Genomic DNA, 19,573 nt, shown 5'->3' with positions numbered 1-19,573 from the left:
CCGACCCACACCGGTCGGGCAGAGCAGACCCCCCGCGGGGACCTCACCAGCACAGGACCACGCCGCACCAGGTTCCGTGCCCTGCCATCGTGAGGAAGCCCCAAGATGCTGCTGCGCAGCCTGTGGACCTTGTCCACCCACACCCAGGCGCTCACCGCCCGCCTGCCCTCCAACCGCCTGCTGGCTTTGCTGCGGACCCGCCGCGGCCTGAAGTGGGGCGTGCCCGCCATGAGCGTGGGCCTGGCCTACCTGTACGCCGCCGCGATCTGCACCACGCTCATCGACCGGCACGGCGCACCCGGCTGGCTCTACCTGCCTGCGGCCGTGTTCATCTGGACCGCCTTGAAGTTCCTTCTATTCGGCCCGCTCAGCCTCCTCCTGCTGGCCACCGCCCGATACAGGCAGCACCGCCCCGTGCGCGCCCCCGGGCGCCCCACCAGCGCGGGCGGCCACAGCACGGTGCAGCCCAACCGCTGAGTGCGAAGGCCGCCCGACCGATAGGGCGGGCGTGATCGGCGACATCCCAGGCTGCGTGCCCGCCACCCCGACCTCGCAGGTCCGCTACGGCCACGTCCACGGTCGGCCGGTGCTGGGCCTGCTGGCGTCGGCGACGACGAGCCGACTGTCCGGCACACTGCCGGCGTCCACCGAAGGCATGGCCGGGGCGGCCGAGCAACTGGGACTCGACCCGCTCACCCCCGGCGCCTCGCGTACCCCCCCTGGCAAACACCGCTGTTCCTCACCGTGTCCACCAGGGACGCGCACGTGGAGCTGCACGGGCAGCGACCCTTCACCGTCACCGGACACCGAACCGAGATCGAGCAGATGCTGGCCCGAGGAGACGACACCTCCTGCTCGTCCTCGGCCCGGACCTGCCGCCAGACCGCTCGTTCGCCGGCAGGCCTCGCAAGGCCGCGGCCGCCCGCAGCCACTTCGCCGGCGCCGTCCAGGTCGTCGACCTGAGCGCCGCGGACCCCGACGACGAGCACGACCGGTTCTTCGCCTCCGGGGCGACCAGCAGTCAGACCCACCAACTCATCCCAGCCGCGATCGGCCAGCCGATCGCGGCGATCGTCGACCTGAACGTCCTCATCGCGCTGCGCAAGGCCATCGAAGGCAGCTCCGAGACAGCGCTCGAGACATCCCGTGACCTGGCCGCCACCCTGCGTGGACTCCACGTCATCCCGGGGTTCGCCCTCGCGGAGAGCTTCACCTCGATGACCTCTGAGCCGACCGAGGTTCACCACAAGCCCGTCGCAGCCCTTCACGCGTGGCTGCACGCCCCATCACCGACATGACGTACGCCACGCTGACAGCCCTGTACGAAAACCAACCTGGGCCAGCAGATGCGGGGTGGACCGACTCCCGACGTGCGCAGCGAACAGCTCACCAACCTGAACTCCGCGACGCTCCCTCACCTGGCGCTGACCTTGGAAGACCCGCGCCGCCGGCCGGTTCGACCCCCACCTCACGGCTCCAGGCCTACGCCCGCCACATCGCCCGCTTCAACGCTGCCGGCCGGGGCGTGTCCGCCGACTGCCTGGCGGTCGCCCGCGTCCTGCTCCTGGGCACCAACCAGGACCGCGGCCAGACGGAGAAGCTTCCGTGCCTGAAGAACGCGATGACCGCAGAAGTCCACCGGGCGGCACTGGGTGCCGCCGCATGGGACCTGTCGTACCCCGTCATCACCGACCTCGCCGCCGCCGGCCAGCTCGAAAGCGCCGCCGGCGAGAGCTGCTACCTGGTCACCGGGGACCGGCCACTGGCGCGCCTGGTATCGACCGGCGCACTGGTCGGCACGTTCGCGGTCGGCTACCTCGCCACCGGCATCGTGCGCCTGAAAGACAACTGCGACGCGCAACTGACCGCCACCCACCGAGTACAGATCCGAGGCCTAGAAGCCGACCTGCTCGACGCCGCGATGCTCTGCGGACTGACCCGAACGATCACCGACCCCGACCGCCTCACCTCGACGATCGCCGAGCTCGAGCGCGACCTCACGCAGGCGTTCTCGCTCCCGCGCGCCCGCACCCCTCTTCACCGCGGCGTTCATCGCACGTCGGCGCGGAGTGGCCCACACACGGTCAGCCACCCCGCGCCGATGCTCTGCGCTGCGGCTACTGCTCGGCCCGATCCCGGTCGTCCGTGGTGGGCGGGAGTTCCTCCTCACGCACGTATCCGGTGCGCTGGCGGTGCTGGGCCAGGCGGCGTCCGAACAGCAGGATCCCCCCGGTCGAGGCCGCCACCAGGGCGACCAGTGCGATCGGCAGCCAGTCCCCGGTCCCGGTCTCTGCCAGCCTCAGTGGCGTCGGGCCAAGCGGCGGCGTCGTCGGTGTGCTCGCGGGCACCGGTGGCGTGCTGGTTGGGGTTGGGGTCGGGGTCGTCTGTGCCGGGCTGGTCACATGTGTGGTCTCCCCGGGCTCGCCCAGGACACCCCTGGCCAGGACCTGCCCGTCGCCGGTGTAGAGGGTCTCGACCCAGAACACCTGGCCGGCGCTGGGCACCTGGGTCGGCCCGGAGTCGTAGCGGCCCGGTCCCGTGAGCCGGACCTGGTCGCTGACGTAGAACGGGTCGCCCTCGGTGCCGGCGGCTGGCGGCGTGTCGAACGGCCCATAGGCCTCGAAGACCAGGTAGGCGCCGTCCGGGATGTTGCTGCCGGTGACGACCGCAGTGTCGGAGAAGTCATGGCCGACCAGGGCCTCGTCGCGGGCCCGCGTGCTCACGTGCACGTCCACCCCGGGCGGCGGTGGAGCGGGCACGTAGAACCGCTCGAGCACGTCGGCGGGGCTGGAGGTGAACGGCTGGACCCGGTCGTCGCCGTCGAAGTGGCTGACCAGCACGTAGTAGCCGGGCTGGGTGGGGCGGATCTCGTCGCTGTCGGTGTAGCCGACATGCCAGACCCCATTGCGGGCCGGGGTGGTGATCGACGTCAGCACCGGGGCCGTGGCCAGGTCGAGGGTGTCGGTCAGGTCCGCCTCGGCCAACGGCCCGTACACGGTGTGGGTGATCTGGTCCAGATCGGGTCCCCAGTAGCCGTCCCCGGTGAAGTCGCCGTGGTCGTCGGGCAGCCCGCTGACGGTGATCTCGTCGAACGCCCGCCCGTCGAGATGCACGTTGTACTCGCGCAGCTCGGACGTGACCGACAAGGGGTGCCGGACGCTGGTCGTCTCGACCGGCACGCCGTAGTTGTCGACCCAGGAGTCGGCGAGGTAGTCCCGGTACTGCTCCGGCTGGGCGTTCTGGCAGACCTGCCACACCCAGGTGACGAACCCCGGTTCGGGCAGCACCACCGGGGGAGAGGTATAGGTGCCCGGACCGGTCGCGGTGACCTCCACGGTGCCGATCACGCTCGCCCCGTCCGGGGCGGTCGGGGTCAGGCTGGCGGTCCGGAGCACGGTCGGCATGGGCGTCGAACAGGTCGGGCTCAACGGCAGCTGAGTCGGCGGCAGGTTGTCGGGCACCTGGTAGGCGGTGCCGGTGAAGGCCACCGGGATTGGTGCCTCGTCCAGCTGCAGCCAGGCCCCGTTGCTCGAGGACACCGTGATCGTGTCGCTCACCGCGTCCCCGGGGGTTGCCAGCCGGGTGTCGGCGGTGGAGACGGCGACCGGCTGGAATGGGGTGACGTGGGTCTCGTCGGCTCGGGCGAACCAGTCGGTGAACGATCCGCGCAGGTACCGGGCGTTGCCTCCCTGGATGGTCTTGTCGATGCGCCACACCCACGTGTAGAAGCCCGACGTCGAGGCGGTCAGCGTCCCGGGGGTGGTGTAGCTGCCGACGTGGTCCACCGACAGGGTCTGGTGGCCGGCGACCGGCGCGCCGGCCGGCACGGTCTGCGACTGGGTGGGCGGGGCGTCGAACGGCCCGTACAAGGTGCCGGTCGCGGTCAGCCGCACTGGGGTGCCACCCACCCGGATCCAATCGCCCGTTCCGACCGTTCTGACGGTCAGTCGGTCGACGAAGGCCTCGCCGACAGGTACGTACCGGGGGGTCACCTGGGTGGCGATCGCCGGCTGGAAGTCCAGGTTGATCACCGGCGAGCTCGCGGTGTCGGTCAACGCGGTCTGCGTTCCGGCGGCCAACATCCGCTGCGCCCCGGGCGTGCTGTACAGGTTGACCCGTGGTCCGATCCCCGGCCCGGTGTACGAAGCCGAAGCGGTGACCTGGTACGAGGGCGCGCCCGAGGCGGGGGTGCCGACGATCGGGTACGTGCCGCTGCCGACCGTCTTGGAGGTGGCCCCGTCGGTGAAGCGGGCTCCCGTCAGCGTGACGCTGCCGGTCAGCGACGCCGGGGTCACCGTCAGCGACAGGGTGCCGTTGTACTGGTCGCTCATCGACACCGCGACGTCCACCACCGGGTTCGCGGCGGCGTTGGCGGCCGTCTGGGTGCGGATGGTCGCCAGGTTCGCCAGCACCGCGGCACGGGAATCTTCCGGGACACGGCGGATGTACCAGTCGTCGCCACTCATGCCGTGCGAGGCGTAGGTCACCGGGTCGGCAACCTGCCAGACGAACATCGCCACCGCTGAGGTCACCGTCGGGTCGGAGGAGTCGCCCCACCGGGACAGCGCGTAGTTCAGCTGCGCCAGGTCGTCGTCGCCAAGCTGCCCGCCGGTGTGGGTGGTCAGGCTGGTCGCGGTCGACGGGCCGGAGGTGTACTCCCCGAGCGGGGACGGCGCCCCGGAGTCGATGCAGTAGATCTGGTGACCGTCCGAGTCTGCGACGTAGGCACCGATCGGTCCGGGTCCGATGCTGAACCCCGGACCCAGCGAGGCCGCTGAAGCCGCCGACCCGGGCACCATCACCCCGAGCCCGGCCAGCAACACCGCCACGATCACGGCACCCGCCCGACGCCACATCGGCCGCGTCGACTCGCGACGGCTCGCGTCCGTTCGTGCCTCGCGATCCGGCGGTCCAAGAACACGCATCACTCGCCCCTCCCGTCGACGGGACACCCCAGGCGTCCCGGCCAGCTGACGGACAGCCCGTCACCGGGGCAGGTACGGACCGGGGGCCCGCAAGGATGGTGGAGAGGCACTGGGCGGCCGGGGTGTCCGATGCCAACTGGGCAGCGGTGGACGAAAGCTCAACGCAGCAGGCTGCCTCGATCTCTATGGAGTTCTGCCGAGGAGACACGGTGCGCGCGAGCTCGAGTGCCTCTCACTGCCTAGCACCTCGGACCAAGGCCGTGGGGACCTCCACGGTGTACGCGAAAGGCCGTAGACCACGGCGACGTGGACACGATCGCGACGGCTGAACCGGACTTCTTCTCGATCACGTACTACGCGTCCACCACCGTGACGCACGATGTGGAGTTGGCGGCGGTGCCAGGCGCGTCCCGCCACCTGATCATCGAGTCGAACCGCCTTGCGCCGACGTGGTCATCGCGGCGGTGGCGGTCGGTCGCGCCGGGTTCCGCGCAACACCGCGTCAATGTCGCGGTCCAGGTAGCCCGTCAGCGGAGATTCGCCGCTTCGGCGCGCAGCGCGCCTTCGACGAGCGCCGCAGGGGCCGGCAGCCAACTAGAGGCGGGCGGCGCGTGTGAGCGACGCGATTGGTTGTGGACACTGGCCGCGGGCAAGCGGTTTTCGCTCGTGTCGACCTACTTGGCGACTGGGCCTGTGGACTGCCGGATGACGAGGCGGGGGCTGACGACGGTGCGGTGGATTGCTCGGTTGGGGTGTGTGATGCGTTTGACGAGTAGGTCGACGGCGGCTCGGCCGACGTCGTCGCGGGGCGGGTGCACGGCGGTGAGGGCCGGGCTGAACAGGCCGGCGATCTCGTCGTCGTAGGCGATGATGGACAGGTCGCCGGGGATCGAGACCCCGGCCGCTTGGGCGTGTTGGACCAGTGCGACGGCTTCGGGGTCGGCGTGGACGAGCAGTGCGGTGATGCCGTTGGCGAGCGCGGCGTGCACGATCTCGCCGACGTTCTTGATCGCGCTGGGGTAGGTGTGGCTGAGGCGGTCGGGGATCACGCGTTCGAACCGTTCGTCGGGGGCGAGCTTCAGTTCGGCGCAGGCGGCGCGCCATCCGGCGGCGATGCGTCGGGAGGTGGGCGACTGCAGCAGGACGAGTCCGACTCGGCGGTGGCCGAGGTCGACCAGGTGCTTGACGGCGAGCAGGGCGCCGAGGGCGTGGTCGGAGACGACGGACTCCAGTGCCTCGCCGTGCAGGGACTGTGAGGCGTCGCGCTCGACGAGCACGTGGGGGATTCTCGATGCGCCCAGCCATTGGGCGACGGCCTGCGATCGGGGTCCGATCGGGCTGGGGGCGACGATCAGGCCGAGCAGGTTCTCGGTCTCGACCAGGCGTTCGAGGACGGGGCGCTCGTCGGTCGCCTCGTAGGAGGAGCCCCGCAGCACGATGCGCAGGCCGTGGCTGCGTGCCTCGTCCTCGATGCCGCGCACCACGCCGGGCCAGTAGTAGTCGAGCGAGGGCACGAGCACCCCGAAGGCGCCGTCGCCCAGGACCGGGTCGCGGACCTCGGCTGCGGGCAGCGCGACGGCCCCGCCGTACACCCGGTGCAGCCGTCCTTCTCGTTCGAGCACAACGATGTCGCGCCGCAGGGTCACTGGTGCGACGCCGAGCTCGGCGGAGACCTCTGAGATGCGTACGGCTCCGTCGCGTTCGAGCACCTTGAGCAGGTGGGCTCGTCGCGCGGCGACCAGCAGCGGGCTGTCGGCGCCTTCGGCCATGGTGAATCCGCTCCTTCCTGCCGATGCCTACGGACGTGTGCCCTCAAGACTAGTACGCAATGCAACAAAGTCGATCACTATACGACATGAGTACGTTGACAGTGAGCGAGTGTGACCGTTTCACTCGGCTCTCGTCAGTTCGGTGAGCGCACCGATCGGCCTCGGTGAGGAGGCCGGCGTTTCCGGGCTTCAACGGAGAAGGGCCTGATGGCACACGACGAGCGCACGATGCTGGTGGATGCTGATGGGCACGCGGAGGCGCCCACGTCGCCGCTGACCGGCTGGGATCGTGCGCGGTGGGCGGCGTTCGCGGACCGGCTGCTGCGCTCGGTGCGTCCGTACGCCTCGCCGGGTCACGGGCGCATCACCGTGCCGGGCCCCGAGGGCGGGTACGGCCGTGACATCGACGGCTTGGAGGGGTTTGCCCGCACGTTCCTGGCGGCGGGGTTCCGCTTGGCCGGCGAGCGTGGGCAGGACCCGGACAACCTCGCGGAGTGGTACGCGCAGGGCATCGCGACCGGCACCGACCCGTCGGTGCCGGACCGCTGGGTGCGGCTGTCGGAGCACCCGCAGGCCAAGGTGGAGGCCGCCTCGATCGCGCTGGTCTTGGACATGACCCGGCCGTGGATCTGGGACCGGCTGGACTCGCCGGTGCAGGACCGGGTGGTCGACTACCTGGCCGAGGCGGTCGGGGACCACACTTACCCGCGGATCAACTGGGTCTGGTTCCGGCTGGTCGTCGAGACGTTCCTGAAGTCGGTCGGCGGCCCCTACTCCAGCGACGACATGGCCGACGACCTGGCCACGCACGACTCGTTCTTCCAGGCCGACGGCTGGATCTCCGACGGGTTCGAGCGCGCGTTCGACCACTACGTCGGCTGGGCGCTGCATCTGTACCCCACGCTGTGGGCTCGGATGGACGGCGCGCAGGAGCTGGCCGCACCTCGCCGAGAGCGGGACCGTCAGCTGCTGGACCGCTACCTGCAGGACGCGATCACCCTGGTCGGGGCGGACGGCGGGCCGCTGGTGCAGGGCCGCAGCCTGATCTATCGGTTCGCGGCGGCGGCCCCGTTCTGGGTCGGCGCGATCGCGCAGGTGCCCAGCGTCGCGCCGGGTGTGTTGCGCCGCGCCGCCTCGGGGATCGTCAAGCACTTCGCCGAGCAAGGCGTGCCCGACGAGCGTGGCCTGCTGACGACCGGCTGGTTCGGCTCCTGGCAGGGGTTGGCCCAGGCGTACTCGGGCACCGGGTCGCCGTACTGGGCGAGCAAGGGCCTGCTCGGGCTGTCGCTGCCGGCCGACCACCCGGCGTGGACCGCCGTGGAGCAGCCGTTGCCCGTCGAGCGCGGCGACGTGCTGCGCTCGGTGCGCGGACCGGGCTGGCTGATCGCCGGCACCCTGGGGGACGGCATCGTGCGCATCGTCAACCACGGCACCGACCACGCGGTGGAGGGCGACCGCCGCGGCGACTCCGGGCTGTACGCGCGGATCGGCTACTCGACGGCCACCGCGCCGTGGCTGGACGAGGCGAGCTGGGCCTCACCGGTCGACCAGTCGGCGGTGCTGCTGGACGGCGACGGCAGGGCGACCCACCGCACGGGCCTGACCAGGCTCGCACTGCGCGTCGAGGAGTGCGCCGACGGCACCCGGGTGGGGGTGGGCGGCTCGCGGGCTGCCGCGCACTGGCTGACCCCCGACGTCGAGCAGTGGAACCACGGGTACGGCTGGACCGGCGAGGCCACCGACGCCGGCACGCTGACGGTCGTCTCGCTGGTGCGGGGACCGTGGGAGGTGCGCCTGGTCCGGGTCGACTCCCTGGCGGACGATGCCACGACCGTGCCCACCCGGCTGCGCGTCGGGGGGTGGGCGACGGTGGACGGCGACGGCCTGACCTCGAGCGTGCTGCCGCTGACCGAGGCACTGGCCACCGGCAGCGAGCACCGCACCGGCGCCAGCATCCTCGGCGAGGCGTCCACGACCCCGTGGGCCGACTTCCCGGTCCACGCCGGAGGCTGGTCGGCCGCGTTGGTGGTGCTGGAGGGAACACCGTCCTCGCGCACCGAGCGGCACGAGCCGTCGCTCGACATCGACGCGCGGCACCCGTCCGCGCGTGTGGTGTGGCCGGACGGGGTGACCACCACCACCGACCTGCCCTGAGCCCTGCCTGTGCCGGTCGCCGCCGTGGCGCCGGTTCAACTCAGGCCCGGGCGACCGGGCCCCCGACCTCGAAGGAGAGCGAGGAGATGAAGCGCACAATCCCGGCCGCGATCGCCATGGCCGCCGCGGCGACCCTGGTACTGACAGCGTGCGGTAGCGGAGGCGGTGGCACCGGCGAGACGAGCGGAACCGGCCCGAGCACGAGCGCCAGCGCGGAGCCGACGTTTGACACCCCCATCACGCTGACGATGGCGGCGTGGAGCCTGGCCAGCACGCCGGAGTTCCAGGCGCTGGCGGACGGCTTCCACACCAAGTACCCGAACCTGACGATCAAGCTCGTCGAGTACGACGCCGCGAACTACGACACCCAGCTGACCGCGGACCTGGCGGCCGGCACGGCGCCGGACATCTTCGTCCACAAGAGCCTGAAGACGTTCCCCACCTACCAGTCCGCCGGCATGGCGCTGGACGTCTCGGACGTCGCCGCCTCGCTCGACCCGGCGACCGCCAACGTCGACAAGTACACGGTCGACGGCAAGACGTGGGCGGTGCCGTACCGGCAGGACGCGTGGCTGCTGTTCTACAACAAGGACCTGTTCGACAAGGCGAAGGTCACCTACCCGGACGGCTCGTGGACGTGGGACGACTACGTCACCGCGGCCGAGTCGCTGCAGAAGGGCCTGAAGGCTGCCGGTTCGGACGCCTACGCCGCCTACCAGCACGTGTGGCCGACCAGCGACTGGGGGCTGGCGGCCGGGCAGACGCCCGGCGCCGACATCCTGTCCGGCGACTTCCAGTTCCTGAAGCCGTACTACGAGCGGTCGCTGAAGCTGCAGTCCGAGGGCGCGCAGATCGACTTCGGCACCGCCACGACGAACAGCCTGACCTACCAGGCGCAGTTCGGCACCCAGAAGGCGGCGATGATGAACATCGGGTCGTGGTACATCGCGGCCCTGGCCACCCAGCAGGCGAAGGGTGACGCGGACACGTTCAACTGGGGTGTCGCCCCGGTCCCGCAGTACGACACGTCGACCACGAAGCTGGACAAGGTCCCGGTGTCCTTCGCCGACCCGACCGGGCTGAGCATCAACGCGAAGGTCGACAAGGACAAGGTCGACGCGGCCAAGGCGTTCTTGACGTTCGCGGCCGGCGAGGACGGCGCCAAGGCCGTGGCCGGGATCGGCATCACGCCGGCGCTGATCAACGACGCGGTGAGCGACGTGTTCTTCTCCGCCAAGGGCGTGCCGACCGACGACCTGTCGAAGTTCGCCTGGTCGACCCGTGACGTGCACGTGGAGAACCCGGTGGACACCCGCACCGCCGCGATCGTCAACATCCTCAGCGACATGCACTCGGCGATCATGTCCGGGTCCTCGTCCGTGGACGACGCGATCAGCCAGGCGCAGGACCGGGCCAAGTCCGAGGCCAACGCCGGCTGACCGGCGGGCCCAGAAGGCACGGCCCCGTCCCGCAGCACAGGTTCCGGGGGCGTCCCCGCGAAGGACGCCCCCGGATCCGCCGGCCGCGCGGGTGTGGCCTGCACACCGAACACCGCCTCAGATCCTGGAGCCACCCATGGCCACCGCCGCAATCGCAAGCGCCGGGCGTGCAGCCTCGCCGTCATCGCCCCCGGCACGCCGCGGGCGATCGACCAAGCGCCGCCCCGGCAGCCGGCTCAAGGCGCGTAACACCCTGGTCGGCTGGACCTTCGTCCTGCCGAACTTCATCGGGTTCGCGGTCTTGACGCTCGTGCCGGTGCTCATCTTGTTCTACGTGTCGTTCACCACCTGGAACGTGTTCGGCACCGCGAAGTGGATCGGTATCGCCAACTACACCCGCATGCTGGCCGACCGCAGCTACCACGTCGCCCTGCTCAACACGGTCTACTACGCCGCGGTGCACATCCCGCTGACGCTGGCCTGCTCGCTGGCGCTGGCGCTGCTGCTGAACCGACGACTGCGCGGCATGGCGTTCTTCCGCACCGTCGCCTTCTTCCCCTACATCACCTCGATCGTCGCGATCGCCGTGGTCTGGAACATGCTGTTCAGCCCGCAGTACGGGCCGATCAACCAGTTCCTGCACGCCATCGGCGTCCAGAACGCTCCCGGCTGGACGACGTCGGCCACCTGGTCGATGCCCGCCGTCATCATCGTGGGCACGTGGCGGGAGATGGGCTACTACATGCTCCTGTTCCTGGCCGGCCTGCAGACCGTTCCCGCCGAACTGCACGAAGCGGCCCGGATGGACGGGGCGAACGCGTGGCAGCGGTTCCGCAACGTCACGATGCCGTGCCTGCGGCCCACCACGTTCTTCGTCACCGTGATGCTGACCATCGGCAGCTTCAAGGTGTTCGACCTGATCCTCGTGATGACCAACGGCGGTCCGGGACAGTCGACCCTCGTGCTCAGCCAGTACATCTACCAGAAGGGCTTCGGGGAGAACCAGTTCGGCTACGCCTCGGCGGTCGCCGTCTCGCTGTTCTTGATCTGCATTCTCGTCACGATCTACCAGTTCCTTGTGAACAAGAGGAGGGACCGCTGATGGCCGTCGTCACGGCTGGCGCCCGCGTCACCCGCCGCCGCCCGTGGGGTGTGGCCGGTCGCGTCCTGGGCTACTGCGCCCTGATCGTGGCCGCCGCGGCAGTGCTGCTTCCCTTCGTCTGGATGGTGATCTCCTCCCTGAAGAGCAACAACCAGGTCTTCACCATCCCGCTGCAGTGGATTCCCAACCCAGTGCGGTGGAGCAACTTCATCGACATCTGGACGAAGGCCGACATGGGCACCTGGCTGAAGAACACGCTGGTCTTGTCGGTGGCGGTGACGTTCCTGCAGGTGCTCACCGGAAGCTTCGCCGCATACGGCTTTTCCCGCACCCGCTTTCCGGGTCGGGACGTGCTGTTCCTGGCCTATGTCGGGACCATCGCGGTGCCGTGGCAGTCGTACATGATCCCGCAGTTCATCTTGTTCTCCAAGCTGCACCTGTCGAACACCTTGTGGTCGATCGTCGCGCTGCAGGCGTTCGCCGCCTTCGGTGTGTTCTTGATGAAGCAGTATTTCGAGTCGATCCCCGAGGAGCTGTCCGAGGCAGCCCGCATCGACGGCCTGTCCGAGTACGGCATCTACTGGCGCATCATGCTGCCGCTGTCCGTGCCGGCGATCGCCAGCCTGACGCTGCTGACGTTCACCAACACCTGGAACGACTACCTCGGCCCGCTGATCTACCTGCGCAGCCCGGAGATCTGGACCATCCAGCTCGGCCTGCGCAGCTTCATCTCGCAGTACAACGCCGAGTACGCGCTGATCATGGCCGGCTCGGTGCTGTCGGTGCTGCCGATCGCACTGATCTTCATGCTCGGCCAACGCCACTTCGTCCAGGGCATCGCCACCACGGGGCTGAAGGGCTGATGACGATGGCCACGACCGATACGCGCGCCGGGGTCCGACGCCCGCCGCTGCTCAACCCCGACGCCTATCAGACGGTGCTGAGCACGATCTACCTCGGGCTGGCGACCAACGCCCTGCTCGTCATGGCATGCCTGCCCCTGCTCGCGGTCCTGGTCGCCACCGACGGGGCGAAGACCTGGCCGGCGGCGGTGCTGCTGGCGCCGCTGGGCGGGCCGGCGCTGGTCGCGGCGTTCGCCACCTTCGCCGCCCACGCCGCCGACTCCACGGCGCCGGTGGTGCGCACCTACGCGCGGGCCTACCGGCACGGCTTTCGACGGGCCATCGCTGTGGGCGGTGCGGCGACCGGGCTGATCGCCGTGATGGCCGTGGACGTGCGCGCGGTGTGGGGGCTGCGCGTGGGAGCCCTGGCCATCCCGGTGCTGACCGTCCTCATGGTGCTGACGGCGGCCACCGCCGTGGTGGCGCTGATCGTGGCGTCCCAGGCCCCGACCGCCCGGCTGCGGGACCTGGTGCAGGTCGGCTTCGTCCTGGCGGTGCGCCGCTGGTACCTGACCCTCGTCGCGCTCGGGGTGCTGTGGCTGCTGGCGGGCGTGGTCGTCGCCAGCCCGGCCCTCGGGCTGGGCCTGACCGCCGCACCGCTGCTGTACGCGGTGTGGGGCGCCGGCCGGCAGATGCTGCGCGCCCTGGACCCCGGCTCGAGCCTCGCTCGGTGAGTGCCTGCCCGAACGCTGACCAGACCGACACAAGAGATGGAACAACCATGACGACATCGCCTGCCCACGTCGCACCGGACGCGGGCGCCTCGACGCTTGCCAGAGAGCTGACTCCCGCGGTGGGCGCCGCGGCCCAGATCGTGCGCCGCAACATCGCCCGCTTCGCCGACGAGTACCCCGACGACACCACCCACCACAACCGCTACCCGCTGCGGCCGGCAAGCGGGCCCTTCCCCGAGGGCGCCAACCGGGACTGGACCACCGGGTTCGTCCCCGGACAGCAGTGGCTGGCCTGGCAGCTGACCGGCGACGAGCAGTTCCGGGCCGCCGCCGCCCGGCACGCCCTGGACTTCGAGCGTCGTCAGCGCGCCGGGGAGGACCTGGACACCCACGACCTCGGCTTCCTGTACACGCTGGCCTGCGTGGCGCCGTGGCGGCTGACCGGCGACCAGGACGCGCGTGCCGCGGCGCTGGCCGCCGCCGACCACCTGATGGGCCGGTTCCTCGAGCCGGCCGGGATCATCCAGGCCTGGGGCGACCTGGACGACCCCGAGCAGCGGGGCCGCACGATCATCGACTCGCTGATGAACATGCCGCTGCTGAGCTGGGCGTTCGAGCAGACCGGTGAGCAGCGGTACGCCGACGCGGTGCGCCGGCACACCGCACAGCTGGCGGAGCACATCGTGCGCGCCGACGACTCGACGTTCCACACGTTCCACTGGGACCCGGTGACCGGACAGCCGCTGCGCGGCACGACCGCCCAGGGCGCCGGCGACGACTCCTGCTGGGCTCGCGGGCAGGCGTGGGGCATCTACGGCTTCGCCCTGAACTTCCAGGCGACCGGCAGCCAGGAGCTGCTCGTCGCCGCCGAGCGGTGCGCCGACTACTTCCTGGCCCACCTGCCCGCCGACCACGTCGCCTTCTGGGACCTCGACTTCACCGACGGCGACGGCCAGCCGCGCGACAGCTCGGCCGCCGCCATCGCCGCCTGCGGCCTGCACGAGCTGGCGCGAGTCGAACCCGACGGCGCCCGGGCCGACGCCTACGCCGGCGCCGGCGTGCAGATCCTGCGAGCCCTGGTCGCCGGCTACACCCCGGCCGCCGAAGGTGTGGACTCCGACGCCCTGCTGCTGCACGCCGTCTACAGCCTGCCGGCCGGCTGGGGCATCGACGAGGGCTGCCTGTGGGGCGACTACTTCTACCTGGAGGCGCTCGCCCGCCACACGCTGGCGGACTGGAAGAGGTACTGGTGAGCCGCCGGCGACCCGAGACGAGGGCCCGCTCGTGCGTCTGGTGACCTACGTCGCCGCCGGCCACGAACGGCCCGGGGTCCTCGTGCCCGACCGCGACGGGGCACGGGTGCTGGACCTGGGCACCACGCCAGGCCTGCCGGGCACGGTCGACGCGATCGTGGCCGACGACGCCGCGCTGGCCGCGATGCGCGACCTGGCGGCGAGCACGTCACCGGCGTGCCTGCCGGCGCTGGGACAGGTGCGGCTGGCGCCCCCGGTACGGCCCGGCGCGATCTGGTGCCTGGGCTACAACTATCGCGGCCACGTGCCGGACGGCGCCGACCCCACGGCCGGCGACCCGCCCTACCCGGACATCTTCGTCAAGACCCCGAACACCCTGATCGGACCCGGCGAGCCGGTGCCGCTGCCGGCGGCGGCCGAGCACGTCGACTACGAGGGCGAGATCGCGGTCGTCATCGGCCGACGCGCCCACGACGTCCCCCTGGACAGCGCCATGGACCACGTGGCCGGCTACACCCTGTTCAACGACGTCAGCTCCCGCGACTGGCAGACCCGCTCCTCGCAGTGGCAGCTCGGCAAGTGCTTCGACGGCTTCGGGCCGCTGGGGCCCTGGCTGGTGACCGCCGACGAGGTGCCCGACTTCCACGACCTGCTCGTGCAGGTCGAGCGCGACGGCGTCCTGACCGTGTCCCAGGGCACCTCGAGCATGGTCTTCGCCCTGCCGTTCCTCGTGCACTACCTCAGCCAGGTGGTGACCCTGCAGCCCGGCGACGTCATCTCCACCGGCACCCCGCAGAAGCTGCCCGACGCCCTGGCCGCCCACCGCCCGCTCGCCCCCGGCGACACCGTCACCGTGCGCGTGGCCGGGCTCGGCAGCCTGACCACCACCTTCGTCGACCCGAGCGCCGACGCCCGAATCGCACCGCACCAAGGAGGACGTCCATGATTCTCGACTCGTTCCGCCTCGACGGGAAGGTCGCCATCGTCACCGGCGCCGGCCGCGGCCTGGGCCAGGGCGCCGCGCTCGCGCTGGCCGAGGCCGGCGCGGACATCGCCCTGGTCGACGTGCTCGACGGCAACCAGACCGCCGAGCGGATCGAGACGCTGGGCCGCACGGCCTACCGGTTCACCGCCGACCTGATCGCCGCCACCGCCGACGACATCGAGCTGCTCGTCGCGAGCATCGTCGCGGCGAGCGGGCACATCGACATCCTGGTCAACAACGCCGGCATCATCCGCCGCGCCCCGCTGCTTCAGCACTCCGCGAAGGACTGGGACGACGTGCTGGCCATCAACCTGGACGCGGTGTTCCACCTGTCGCAGTCCGCCGGGCGGCGGTTCGCCGCCCAAGGGTCGGACAAGATCATCAACATCGCCTCGATGCTGTCCTTCCAGGGCGGCATCCTCGTGCCCGGCTACACCGCCGCCAAGCACGCGGTGGCCGGCATCACCAAGGCGTTCGCCAACGAGCTGGCCTCCCGGGGCGTCAACGCCAACGCGATCGCCCCCGGCTACATGGCCACCGACAACACCGCCCCGATCCGCGCCGACTCCGAGCGGGAGAAGTCGATCGCCGAGCGCATCCCCGCCGGCCGGTGGGGCACCCCGGGCGACCTGCAGGGCGCCTTCGTGTTCCTGGCCTCAGCCGCCTCGGACTACCTCAACGGCGCGGTCATCCCGGTCGACGGCGGCTGGCTCGTGCGCTGACCGCGCAGCACAGACCCGTCGGTCCTGACAAGGAGACAACAGCAGTGGAACAGCGTTACGCCACCAGCCCCGAGCACATCGTCGCCATGGACACCGATGAGCTGCGCCGGCGCTACCTGGTCGAGACCGTGTTCGTCCCCGGGCAGGTGCGCCTCGTCTACACCCACCACGACCGCGTCGTGCTGGGCGGCGCCCAGCCCACCGGTCAGCCCCTGGTCCTGGCGACGTACCAGGAGATCCGCTCGGAGTACTTCGTGGAGCACCGGGAGGTCGGCATCGTCAACGTCGGCGGCACCGGCACGGTCACCGCCGACGGGCAGGTCTACCTGCTGCCCACGGGCGCCTGCCTGTACCTGGGGCGCGGCACCCGCGACGTGGTGTTCGCCGACACCCCGGCCGAGCCGAACGAGCCCGGCGCCCAGTTCTACCTGTTCTCCGCCCCGGCCCACACCACGTATCCGGCCGCCCTCGTGCTGCCCGGCCAGGGCACCGTCCGTGAGCTCGGCGACCCGCTGACCTCCAACCGGCGCACCCTCAACCAGTACATCCACGAAGGCGGCATCCGCTCCTGCCAAATCGTCATGGGCGTCACCCAGCTGCACCCCGGCTCGATGTGGAACACCATGCCCGCCCACACCCACGACCGGCGCACCGAGTGCTACCTGTACTTCGACCTGCCCGCCGATGCCCGGGTGCTGCACCTGCTCGGCGAGCCCGGCCAGACCCGGCACATGGTCGTGGCCGACCGGCAGGCCACCATCGCCCCCTCCTGGTCCGTGCACGCCGGGGTGGGCACCGCCGCCTACTCCTTCGTGTGGGCCATGGCCGGGGAGAACCAGGCCTTCGACGACATGGACGGCTTCCCCGTGACCGCCATGCGGTGAGTTCGACCCGGTGGCCGGGACGGGCCGACCCGACCCAGAGACGAGGTGATCGACAACACCCTGAAGGCAGACCGACAGCTCCAAGAGTCGTCCCCAGGCCGCCGGCACCGCTCGCGGTGACGGGCGCGCCGTTGATCGGTTGTTCAAAGGAGAGCGATGTCTGGACAATGGAGGAGGTGGGCGGTCGGCATGACGACGACCGCCCTGATCGGGGGGCTGGCGATGACCACGCCGGCCGCCGCTGCCGCTGCCGAGGGGGACGGCGGCTACCAGTACGAGCACTACTTCGCCACCCAGACCGGCGTCGTCGCCGACGTCAGCCAGGCGAAGTACCCACGGGCGCTGCTGCTGCAGCACCAGGCCGACCCGGCCGACGACGGGGTCATGCTCGGGTCGCTGCAGGTCTACTACGGCAACACCGACGCCGACGACGCCAAGCGCCACATCCCGGTCTTCCGCAGCGACGACCTCGGCAAGACCTGGGACTACTCGTACTCCGGCGTGTACAACCAGGTCGACCGGGGCCCGGGGTACGAGCTGACGTCCCAGGGGCAGCTGTACGAGCTGCCGGTCGCGGTCGGCGACATGCCCGCCGGGACCATCCTGCTGTCGGCGCTGGCCCGCAAGTGGGTCCAGCACGACAACGACCCCGGCGGCTACAGCTCCTACATCGACGTCTACAAGAGCTCCGACGTCGGCAAGACGTGGCAGTACGTGTCCACCGTCGCCCAGGGCGGCACGGCGGTCGAAGGCAAGGACCCCATCTGGGAGCCGTTCCTGTACGCCTATGACCGGGGTGACGGCGGGCCCAACCGCCTGGTCGTCTACTACTCCGACGAGCGCCCGTCCTACGTCGGTCAGATGCTCGTCCATCAGGTCTCCACCGACGGGCTCAGCTGGGGCCCGGTCGTCTGGGACGTGTTCGACGCGGCCGAGGGCAGGACCCCGTCCGCCAGCTACGCGACGCCTGGCCGGCCCGGCATGTTCTCGATGGCCGAGATGAACGACGGCCGGTACATCGCCACCTACGAGTACTGCGGCACCGCGGTCTCGCAGACCGCCGTCGGCGGATGCGCCGTCAACTACCGCATCAGCGACGACCCGGAGAACTGGCAGCAGGACGCCAACCGCAACTACCAGGTGCAGATCCCCGACACCGGGTACCGGCCGGTGGGCACCCCGTACGTGACGAACCTGCCGAACGTCGGCCCCCACGGCGCGGTCGTCGTCAGCGGCAACGGATCACGCAACGGCGTCTTCGTCAGCTACGACTACGGCGCCCCGGGCAGCTGGGTCTACTACTACTCGTCGGTCTTCACCTCCTACAGCCGCAGCCTGGTCACGATGCCCGACGGCAGGTCGATGTTCGCGGTCTCCAGCCCGGCGGCCCCCGCCGTCGAGTGGGCCCGCGGCACCCAGTACCTGGCCGACGCCTCACCGGTGGTCGCCGACGGCACCTGGCGGCTGGAGAGCGCCGCCACGGCCGGCGCCTACCTGAAGGTCGCAGACGACGACACCCGTACCGGCGTCTCCGACAACGGCAAGCCGACCCAGGGCTGGGTGACGCAGGGCGCCGACAGCGTCTCGACGGCCTGGCGGTTGGTGCCCGCCACTGGCGCAGCCGGCTGGTACCGGGTCCAGAACGTCAACAGCGGGCTGTACCTGGACATCGAGGCCGGCTCCACGGCCAACGCGGCCAACGTCTTCCAGCAGGGGCTGGACCCCTCGTCGGGCTCCCAGCTGTGGCGGCTGCGGGACATGGGCAACGGTCACGTCCTGCTGATGAACCGCAAGTCGGGCAAGACGATCAACCCGACCTCAACCCAGGTCCCGCAGGGCAAGCTGGTGCAGTACCCCGAAGGTGCCCCGACCGGCTCCGGCCTGTCGATCGCCAGCTACGAGGCCGGCGGATCGTTCAGCCAGCAGTGGGTGCTGACCCGGGTGAACCCGGTGCGCGACCCGTCGGTGACGACGCAGGCCAGCGTCGCCCCCGTGCTGCCGACCAGCGTCGAGGTGAGCACGGGTGGCGTCGTGTACGGCGACGCGGCCAGCACCGAGCAGGCGCCGGTCGCCTGGGATGCGCTCGACCCGGCCAGCTACGCGGCCCCCGGCACTGTCCAGGTCCCCGGCACCGCGACGTTCGCCGGTCTGACCTATCCGGTGACCGCCACGGTGCAGGTCGTCGCACCCGACCCTCCGGCTGTGTCGTTCACGACGCCGGCGACCGGGGCCAGCGTGTCCGGGACGGTGACGGTGACGGTGGCGCTGTCGGTGCTCGGCCTGCAGGCGTACAACCTGCGCGTCGACTCGGCCGGCCTGCAGTACCGCTGGCAGCCGGCCGACGGGGAGCAGGCGTTCAGCCTGGACACCACCACCCTGACCAACGGCAGCCACACGTTGCTGGCCACGGCCAGCAACGCCTGGGGCGCCAAGATCACCGTCACCGAGCAGATCACGGTCGCCAACCCGACACCCTGGTCGCCGTCGTCGGTCTACACCGGCGGGGACCAGGTCGCCTATGCCGGATCGGTGTGGCGGGCGATGTGGTGGACGCAGAACCAGACCCCCGGTGATGTGAACGGCCCCTGGGAGCAGCTGGCCAGCGCACCGGACGGCACCGCGCTGTGGACGCCGACCCGGGTGTTCACCGCGGGCCAGACGGTCACCTACCAGGGCAGCGTCTACCGGGCCAAGTGGTGGACACGCAACCAGGCCCCCGGTGACCCGTACGGCCCTTGGACACCGATCGGGTGAGCGACGAGCC

13 protein-coding genes are annotated in these 19,573 nt (G+C 70.8%); 11 read left to right on the top strand and 2 right to left on the bottom strand.

The features are described 5' to 3' along the window. Positions 1-105 precede the first annotated feature (105 nt). A complete protein-coding gene (locus BGO37_RS14360; protein ID WP_291755925.1) occupies positions 106-477 on the top strand; it encodes a sulfate permease in 372 nt (123 codons plus the stop codon). Positions 478-2,117: 1,640 nt separating this feature from the next. On the opposite strand, the gene BGO37_RS14355 is transcribed toward BGO37_RS14360, so the two are convergent. Further along, complete coding sequence (locus tag BGO37_RS14355; RefSeq protein ID WP_291755924.1) at positions 2,118-4,829, bottom strand: hypothetical protein; 2,712 nt, start codon at positions 4,827-4,829, stop codon at positions 2,118-2,120. Between the two features lie 770 nt (positions 4,830-5,599). After that, positions 5,600-6,694, bottom strand: coding sequence for a substrate-binding domain-containing protein (locus BGO37_RS14350; protein WP_291755922.1), 1,095 nt, complete (start codon positions 6,692-6,694; stop codon positions 5,600-5,602). 207 nt (positions 6,695-6,901) lie between these two features. On the opposite strand from BGO37_RS14350, the gene BGO37_RS14345 reads away from it, so the two are divergent. The 10 genes from BGO37_RS14345 (at position 6,902) to BGO37_RS14300 (ending at position 19,563) form a co-directional block, all read left to right on the top strand. After that, a complete protein-coding gene (locus BGO37_RS14345) occupies positions 6,902-8,848 on the top strand; it encodes a DUF2264 domain-containing protein (protein ID WP_291755920.1) in 1,947 nt (648 codons plus the stop codon). 86 nt (positions 8,849-8,934) lie between these two features. Further along, positions 8,935-10,287 (top strand): extracellular solute-binding protein, encoded by a 1,353-nt coding sequence (locus tag BGO37_RS14340; RefSeq protein WP_291755918.1) that lies wholly within the window; start codon positions 8,935-8,937, stop codon positions 10,285-10,287. 136 nt (positions 10,288-10,423) lie between these two features. Further along, positions 10,424-11,389: a carbohydrate ABC transporter permease gene (locus BGO37_RS14335; RefSeq protein ID WP_291755917.1), complete on the top strand. Its 966-nt coding sequence runs from the start codon at positions 10,424-10,426 to the stop codon at positions 11,387-11,389. Beyond that, positions 11,389-12,252: a carbohydrate ABC transporter permease gene (locus BGO37_RS14330; protein ID WP_291755916.1), complete on the top strand. Its 864-nt coding sequence runs from the start codon at positions 11,389-11,391 to the stop codon at positions 12,250-12,252. The genes BGO37_RS14335 and BGO37_RS14330 overlap by 1 nt, the downstream gene beginning before the upstream one ends. 5 nt (positions 12,253-12,257) lie before the next feature. Further along, a complete protein-coding gene (locus BGO37_RS14325) occupies positions 12,258-12,965 on the top strand; it encodes a DUF624 domain-containing protein (protein WP_291755914.1) in 708 nt (235 codons plus the stop codon). A 47-nt stretch (positions 12,966-13,012) separates the two neighbouring features. After that, a complete protein-coding gene (locus BGO37_RS14320; protein ID WP_291755912.1) occupies positions 13,013-14,218 on the top strand; it encodes a glycoside hydrolase family 88 protein in 1,206 nt (401 codons plus the stop codon). A gap of 31 nt (positions 14,219-14,249) precedes the next feature. Next, positions 14,250-15,164: a fumarylacetoacetate hydrolase family protein gene (locus BGO37_RS14315; RefSeq protein ID WP_291755911.1), complete on the top strand. Its 915-nt coding sequence runs from the start codon at positions 14,250-14,252 to the stop codon at positions 15,162-15,164. Beyond that, positions 15,161-15,925, top strand: a complete 765-nt coding sequence (gene kduD / locus BGO37_RS14310) for a 2-dehydro-3-deoxy-D-gluconate 5-dehydrogenase KduD (RefSeq protein ID WP_291755910.1) — start codon at positions 15,161-15,163, stop codon at positions 15,923-15,925. The genes BGO37_RS14315 and kduD overlap by 4 nt, the downstream gene beginning before the upstream one ends. Positions 15,926-15,969: 44 nt before the next feature. Continuing rightward, positions 15,970-16,809: a 5-dehydro-4-deoxy-D-glucuronate isomerase gene (gene kduI / locus BGO37_RS14305; RefSeq protein WP_291755909.1), complete on the top strand. Its 840-nt coding sequence runs from the start codon at positions 15,970-15,972 to the stop codon at positions 16,807-16,809. A 189-nt stretch (positions 16,810-16,998) separates the two neighbouring features. Beyond that, positions 16,999-19,563: an RICIN domain-containing protein gene (locus BGO37_RS14300; RefSeq protein WP_291755907.1), complete on the top strand. Its 2,565-nt coding sequence runs from the start codon at positions 16,999-17,001 to the stop codon at positions 19,561-19,563. Positions 19,564-19,573: the final 10 nt, after the last annotated feature.

Source organism: Cellulomonas sp. 73-92 (assembly GCF_001898175.1).
Taxonomy (GTDB): domain Bacteria; phylum Actinomycetota; class Actinomycetes; order Actinomycetales; family Cellulomonadaceae; genus Cellulomonas.
This window is presented reverse-complemented; position numbering and strand designations above follow the sequence as displayed.

Bases quoted from the DNA above. Each gene is read 5' to 3' on its own strand.
- BGO37_RS14320 (WP_291755912.1), top strand. From the start codon at position 13,013: ATGACGACATCGCCTGCCCACGTCGCACCGGACGCGGGCGCCTCGACG.
- BGO37_RS14335 (WP_291755917.1), top strand. From the start codon at position 10,424: ATGGCCACCGCCGCAATCGCAAGCGCCGGGCGTGCAGCCTCGCCGTCA.
- BGO37_RS14360 (WP_291755925.1), top strand. From the start codon at position 106: ATGCTGCTGCGCAGCCTGTGGACCTTGTCCACCCACACCCAGGCGCTC.
- BGO37_RS14300 (WP_291755907.1), top strand. From the start codon at position 16,999: ATGACGACGACCGCCCTGATCGGGGGGCTGGCGATGACCACGCCGGCC.
- BGO37_RS14345 (WP_291755920.1), top strand. From the start codon at position 6,902: ATGGCACACGACGAGCGCACGATGCTGGTGGATGCTGATGGGCACGCG.
- BGO37_RS14325 (WP_291755914.1), top strand. From the start codon at position 12,258: ATGGCCACGACCGATACGCGCGCCGGGGTCCGACGCCCGCCGCTGCTC.
- BGO37_RS14330 (WP_291755916.1), top strand. From the start codon at position 11,389: ATGGCCGTCGTCACGGCTGGCGCCCGCGTCACCCGCCGCCGCCCGTGG.
- BGO37_RS14350 (WP_291755922.1), bottom strand. From the start codon at position 6,694: ATGGCCGAAGGCGCCGACAGCCCGCTGCTGGTCGCCGCGCGACGAGCC.
- kduD (WP_291755910.1), top strand. From the start codon at position 15,161: ATGATTCTCGACTCGTTCCGCCTCGACGGGAAGGTCGCCATCGTCACC.
- BGO37_RS14340 (WP_291755918.1), top strand. From the start codon at position 8,935: ATGAAGCGCACAATCCCGGCCGCGATCGCCATGGCCGCCGCGGCGACC.